Origin of the sequence: Candidatus Arcticimaribacter forsetii (genome assembly GCF_910589745.1) — a bacterium.
Lineage (GTDB): Bacteria > Bacteroidota > Bacteroidia > Flavobacteriales > Flavobacteriaceae > Arcticimaribacter > Arcticimaribacter forsetii.
The window spans coordinates 2,027,658-2,034,069 of the sequence record NZ_OU342399.1 but is presented as its reverse complement, the minus strand read 5'-3'; the positions used below and the strand labels follow the sequence as shown (position 1 = coordinate 2,034,069).

Here is a 6,412-nt window from a genome sequence, read left to right as displayed (position 1 = left end):
ACATTTGGAGGTACAAATGAAGATGTAGCTCATGCTGTAATCGAAACATCAGATGGCGGTTTTGCTGTTTTTGGAAATACGCAAAGTGTCAATGGAACTATAGCAGATAAGATTGAAGAAGAAAGCGATTTTTGGTTATTAAAATTTAATTCCGAGGGTGTTTTAGAATGGAATAAAACATACGGTGGATCTGGAGATGATCGAGGACATTCTCTTATTCAAATGGAAGACAACGGATATTTATTGTTAGGATACAGCCAAAGTGCTGATGGTTTAGCAAGTAACAATGAGGGACAGCATGATAATTGGATAGTTCGTGTAGATCAACAAGGAGGTTTTATGTGGGAAAAGAGTTTTGGTTATGCTGGTCACGATCATGCATATAACCTAATCAAAACCTCAGATGGAGGAGCGTTATTTAATGGTTTTCTTGATGTAACCGCTTCCAATGGTGCAGGAAATACAGTTTCAGATCGATCTTCATCACTTCATGGAGTAGGAGAATTTTGGTGTCATAAAATAAATGCACAAGGAGATGTGGAGTGGAGGAATTATTATGGAGGCACAAGTAACGATCGATCTTACGATGCGGTTGAACTCACTAGCGGTAATTTTGTTTTGGTTGGAACAACAGAAAGTTCAGATATGGATGTGACTCATTCTCAGGGGAGTTATGACATTTGGGTTGTGCTGATTGATTCTGAAGGAAATTTACTCTGGGAAAGAACACTTGGGGGCTCTGAAATTGATGGAGCAAATGCAGTAATAGAAGACGAAGATGGTTCTATTGTTGTATTGGGGAATAGTTTTAGTTCAGATGGACATAGATCTTATCCCAAAGGAAGTTCAGATTTTTGGATCGTAAAGTTGGATGTTACCGGAGAATTATTAGAGGAAATTTCTTTGGGTGGATCTTCCTTTGATTCAGGAAGAGGCTTGGCTCTTGGTTCTAATGGTGTTTTTTGGTTGGCTGGATATTCTAGAAGTAACGATGGAGACGTTTCAATTAATCAAGGAGATATTGACATGTTGATTGTAAGATTATCTACCGATATGATTGTATTGAATAGTATGTCTTTAGGAGGCTCGAGTCTTGATTTAGCACATGATATTATAGAATTATCTTCCGGAAGAATAATTGTAGTAGGGGAATCTGAAAGTTCCGATGGTCTCTTCCAGAGTAACCATGGTGCAAAGGATTTGGTTATTGCCCAATTCCATTAGTTTTATATATCCTAAAATAGCATATATCTATCCTAGATAATTGTGCTTAATGCTTTAAATACCCTATATTTGTGCATTATTTAGAAAAATTATAAATAGCTATGATTAAAGTCTCTGAATCAGCAAAACAAAAGGTTTCTGTTTTAATGCAAGAAGAAGGTTTTGATCCCATTAACGATTTCGTTCGTGTAGGGGTTAAAAGTGGTGGATGTTCTGGGCTTTCTTATGATTTAAATTTTGATAAAAATCAACTTGATGAAGACCGTCTTTTTGAAGATAATAACGTCAAGATTGTAGTTGATAAAAAAAGTCTTTTGTACCTACTTGGTACAACCCTCGAATATTCGGGAGGATTAAACGGAAAAGGATTTGTATTCAATAACCCTAACGCGAATAGAACGTGTGGATGTGGTGAGAGCTTTTCACTCTAAAATAAAATGCAATGGCATATACTGAAGAAGAATTAAAAAAAGAGTTAGAGACTAAAGAATATGAGTATGGTTTTTATACTGATATAGATTCGGATACTTTCCCTGTCGGACTGAACGAAGATATTGTTCGTGCAATTTCAAAAAGAAAAGAAGAACCACAATGGATGACGGATTGGCGTTTGGACGCTTACCGATCATGGGTGGATATGGTAGAACCAGAATGGCATAATGTGAAATATACAAAGCCAGATTTTCAAGCTATTTCTTATTATTCTGCACCAAAGAAAAAAGATAAATACGAAAGTCTTGATGAGGTTGATCCAGAATTGTTAGATACTTTTAAAAAGTTAGGTATTTCAATAGATGAGCAAAAGAAGCTTGCCGGAGTTGCAGTGGACATTGTTGTAGATTCTGTTTCAGTAGCAACAACCTTTAGAGATACTTTGGCTGAAAAGGGAATTATTTTTTGCTCAATATCCGAAGCGATAAAAGAATATCCAGATTTAGTTAAAAAATATATTGGTACGGTTGTTCCCGTTAAAGACAACTTTTATGCAGCACTAAATTCAGCAGTATTTTCTGATGGATCTTTTTGCTACATCCCGAAAGGAGTTCGTTGTCCAATGGAACTCTCTACTTATTTTAGAATAAACCAAGCAGGAACAGGACAGTTCGAAAGAACACTTGTTGTTGCAGACGAATCAAGTTACGTAAGCTATCTTGAGGGATGTACAGCGCCTTCAAGAGATGAAAATCAATTACATGCTGCCGTAGTAGAATTAGTAGCAATGGATGATGCTGAAATTAAGTATTCAACAGTTCAAAACTGGTTCCCTGGAGACAAAGATGGTAAAGGGGGAGTTTTCAATTTTGTTACCAAAAGAGGGATTTGTCATAAAAACGCTAAAATTTCTTGGACTCAAGTTGAAACAGGTTCAGCTGTTACTTGGAAATATCCATCTTGTATTTTGAAAGGGGATAACTCTATTGGTGAATTTTATTCAATTGCGGTAACAAACAATTACCAACAGGCAGATACTGGAACCAAAATGGTCCATTTAGGTAAGAACACACGAAGTACAATTATTTCAAAAGGTATCTCTGCTGGTCACTCACAAAACAGTTATCGCGGTTTAGTTCAGGTTCAGCCAAAAGCTACCAACGCCCGTAACTTTTCCCAATGTGATTCCTTATTAATGGGAGATTTATGCGGTGCACATACATTTCCGTATATAGAAGCAAAAAACAATTCTGCTCAAATTGAACATGAAGCAACAACCAGTAAAATTGGGGAAGACCAAATTTTTTACTGTAACCAACGAGGAATTGATACAGAAAAAGCAATCGCATTAATCGTTAATGGATTTAGTAAAGAAGTTTTAAATAAACTTCCAATGGAATTCGCCGTAGAGGCACAAAAATTATTAGAAATTTCCCTCGAAGGTTCGGTGGGATAAGATTACATAAATTATGTTAACAGTAAAAGATCTTCACGCAAGCGTAGAAGGAAAAGAGATTTTAAAAGGGATTAATCTTGAGGTAAATCCAGGAGAGGTACATGCAATCATGGGACCTAATGGTTCTGGAAAGAGTACCCTTTCAGCGGTAATTGCAGGAAACGAAGATTATGAAGTTGAAAAGGGAGAAATTATTTTAAATGGAGAAGATTTATCTGAAGACGATGCTGAGACTCGTGCTCACAAAGGTGTTTTCTTGTCTTTTCAATATCCTGTTGAAATACCTGGAGTTACGGTAACTAACTTTATTAAAACAGCAATCAACGCTTCTCGCAAAGCTCAAGGGCTAGATGATATGCCAGCAAAAGACATGCTGAAAAACATACGTGAAAAAGCTGCTCTTTTAGAAATAGATTCAAAGTTTTTGTCCCGTTCCTTGAATGAAGGATTTTCTGGAGGAGAGAAGAAGCGAAATGAAATTTTCCAAATGGCAATGTTGGAGCCTAAGCTTGCAATTTTAGATGAAACCGATTCTGGTTTGGATATCGACGCATTAAAAATTGTTGCAAACGGTGTTAATAAACTTAAAAGTAAAGACAACGCTGTTATTGTAATCACGCACTACCAACGTTTGTTAGATTATATCGTACCTGATTTTGTTCATGTTTTGCACAACGGAAAAATCGTGAAATCTGGAACCAAAGAATTGGCACACGAATTAGAAGCTAAAGGATATGATTGGATCAAACAATTAGCAGACTAAACATGGATTTAAAAGAAAAATTAATATCTTCTTTTATGGCTTTTGAAGAACAGTTAGACCTGTCTTCACCCATACATGAAATGCGTACTCGTAGTTTAAAACAATTTGAAGAAATTGGTTTCCCTACGAAGAAAGAAGAGGCGTGGAAATATACATCTATAGCAAAGCTTCTAAAAAATGATTATTCTATTTTCCCAAAAAAGGAAACTACAATTGAACTCAAGAACGTAAAGAAATTTTTTCTTTATGACATTGATACTTATAAAATTGTTTTTATTGACGGAGTTTATAGCCCATTTTTATCAGACACTACCCACGACGGTATTGATGTTTGTTTAATGTCTGCTGCACTTACTAGAGATAAATACAAAGCAACTATTGAAAAGTATTTTAATACTACAGCAAAACAAGACGATAGTCTTACTGCTCTCAATACAGCTTTCACCAAGGAAGGAGCTTATATATTCATACCAAAATCTGTAGTTGCTGAAAAACCAATTCAGATTATATATTTCTCAACCAGCGAACAAGGGCCGATGTTGTTACAACCTCGGAATTTAATTGTTGCAGAAGAGAATTCTCAAGTTCAAATTTTCGAACGCCATCAAAGTTTAGTGTCACATCAAGTTTTAACAAATAGTGTGACTGAAATTTTTGCTGCAGAAAATGCAATTGTAGATTACTATAAAGTTCAAAACGACTTAGAGGAAGCTTCTTTAATTGATAACACCTATGTTTCTCAGAAAGGAAAAAGTCATGTAAGTGTTCATACTTTTTCATTTGGAGGAAAGTTAATTAGAAACAATCTTAACTTTTACCAAAAGGGAGAATACATTGATTCTACCATGAAAGGGATTACAATTATTGGTGATAAACAACATGTAGATCATTATACCTTAGTTGACCATGCGCAACCTAATTGTGAAAGTCACCAGGACTATAAAGGTATTTATGCAGATAAATCTGTTGGTGTTTTTAATGGAAAAATATATGTAAATCAGATTGCTCAAAAAACAAATGCCTTCCAAAAGAACAATAACATTCTTCTAGATGACACTGCAACTATCAATACCAAACCACAGCTTGAGATTTTTGCAGATGATGTAAAATGTTCTCACGGTTGTACTATTGGTCAGTTAGACAAGGACGCTTTGTTTTATCTGAGATCTAGAGGTATCCCAAAGAAAGAAGCTAAAGGATTACTAACCTATGCGTTTGCAAATAACGTATTGGAAAGTGTAAAAATTCCAGCTATAAAAACCAGAATTAACAAACTAATCGCAAATAAATTAGGAGTTAGTGTTGGTCACGATTTATAAAGAATGTTTGATGTAAATAACATAAGAAAAGATTTCCCAATACTGTCTCGCACAGTTAACGGGAATCCTTTGGTTTATTTTGACAATGCAGCAACCTCACAGACTCCAAATCAAGTAATCGAGGTTATTGCGGATTATTATAGAAACTATAATTCTAACATTCATAGAGGCGTTCATACTTTAAGCCAAGAAGCCACAGATGCTTATGAAGCAGCTAGAAATAAGATTAAAACTCATTTTAATGCAGCGAAAGCTTATGAGATAATTCTTACTTCTGGAACAACACACAGTATTAATATCGTAGCTTCTGGCTATTCCGAAATATTAGAAGAAGGAGATGAGTTAATAGTCTCTGCTATGGAACATCATTCTAATATAGTTCCCTGGCAAATGTTGTGTGAGCGTACAGGAGCAATTTTAAAAGTAATTCCAATAACCCAATCTGGTGTTTTGGAAATGAATGTATTTGAGGCTTTATTGAGTGAAAAAACGAAGTTGGTTTTTGTAAATCATGTTTCAAATGCCCTAGGTACTGTTAATCCTATTGCAGAAATAATTACAAAAGCACATTCGGTTGGAGCAAAAGTTTTAATCGACGGAGCACAAGCCTCTCCCCATATAAAAGCAGATGTTCAGGCGTTGGATATAGACTATTATGTGACATCTGCACATAAATTATGCGGTCCTACAGGAGTTGGAATGCTTTATGGTAAAGAGGAATTATTAAATACACTTCCACCCTATCAAGGAGGAGGAGAAATGATAGCTGAGGTTACTTTCGAAAAAACTACTTATGCAGACTTACCTCATAAGTTTGAAGCAGGAACACCCAATATTGCAGGTGGAATAGCTTTTGGAGCGGCTCTTGATTATATGAATGGTATTGGCTTTGAAAGTGTTGCCGCATATGAACATGAGCTTTTAGAATATGCAACTAGTAAGTTAAAAGAAATCGAAGGCCTAAAGATATATGGGGAAGCACCACAAAAAACTGCGGTGGTATCATTTAACATCAATGAAATACACCCCTACGATATTGGAAGTATATTAGACAAACTAGGAATTGCCGTTCGAACAGGACATCACTGCGCTCAACCGGTTATGGATTTTTATAAAATACCAGGTACGGTTCGTGCTTCTTTTTCTTTTTACAATACAAAAGAAGAAATTGATTTGATGATCATAGCATTAAACCGTGCAATTCAAATGTTGCAATAA

The 6,412-nt window shown here is 35.5% G+C and carries 6 protein-coding genes; all 6 read left to right on the top strand.

The annotated features are described in order from the left end of the window. On the top strand, nt 1-1,224 hold a 1,224-nt coding region (locus tag NG655_RS09415; protein WP_252159063.1), incomplete at its 5' end, for a hypothetical protein. A gap of 101 nt (nt 1,225-1,325) precedes the next feature. Further along, nucleotides 1,326-1,655 carry a HesB/IscA family protein gene (locus NG655_RS09410; RefSeq protein ID WP_252159062.1) on the top strand — a complete coding sequence of 110 codons (330 nt, stop codon included), beginning with the start codon at nt 1,326-1,328 and terminating at the stop codon, nt 1,653-1,655. An 11-nt stretch (nt 1,656-1,666) separates the two neighbouring features. Next, a complete protein-coding gene (gene sufB, locus NG655_RS09405) occupies nt 1,667-3,112 on the top strand; it encodes a Fe-S cluster assembly protein SufB (RefSeq protein ID WP_252159061.1) in 1,446 nt (481 codons plus the stop codon). Between the two features lie 13 nt (nt 3,113-3,125). Continuing rightward, nucleotides 3,126-3,875 (top strand): Fe-S cluster assembly ATPase SufC, encoded by a 750-nt coding sequence (gene sufC / locus NG655_RS09400; protein ID WP_252159060.1) that lies wholly within the window; start codon nt 3,126-3,128, stop codon nt 3,873-3,875. Nucleotides 3,876-3,877: 2 nt separating this feature from the next. After that, nucleotides 3,878-5,194, top strand: coding sequence for a Fe-S cluster assembly protein SufD (gene sufD / locus NG655_RS09395; RefSeq protein ID WP_252159059.1), 1,317 nt, complete (start codon nt 3,878-3,880; stop codon nt 5,192-5,194). Nucleotides 5,195-5,197: 3 nt separating this feature from the next. Beyond that, complete coding sequence (locus NG655_RS09390; protein WP_252159058.1) at nt 5,198-6,412, top strand: aminotransferase class V-fold PLP-dependent enzyme; 1,215 nt, start codon at nt 5,198-5,200, stop codon at nt 6,410-6,412.

What these genes read in the sequence shown, in the direction of transcription:
- NG655_RS09410 (WP_252159062.1), top strand. Translation starts at nt 1,326, where the DNA reads ATGATTAAAGTCTCTGAATCAGCAAAACAAAAGGTTTCTGTTTTAATG.
- sufB (WP_252159061.1), top strand. Translation starts at nt 1,667, where the DNA reads ATGGCATATACTGAAGAAGAATTAAAAAAAGAGTTAGAGACTAAAGAA.
- sufC (WP_252159060.1), top strand. Translation starts at nt 3,126, where the DNA reads ATGTTAACAGTAAAAGATCTTCACGCAAGCGTAGAAGGAAAAGAGATT.
- sufD (WP_252159059.1), top strand. Translation starts at nt 3,878, where the DNA reads ATGGATTTAAAAGAAAAATTAATATCTTCTTTTATGGCTTTTGAAGAA.
- NG655_RS09390 (WP_252159058.1), top strand. Translation starts at nt 5,198, where the DNA reads ATGTTTGATGTAAATAACATAAGAAAAGATTTCCCAATACTGTCTCGC.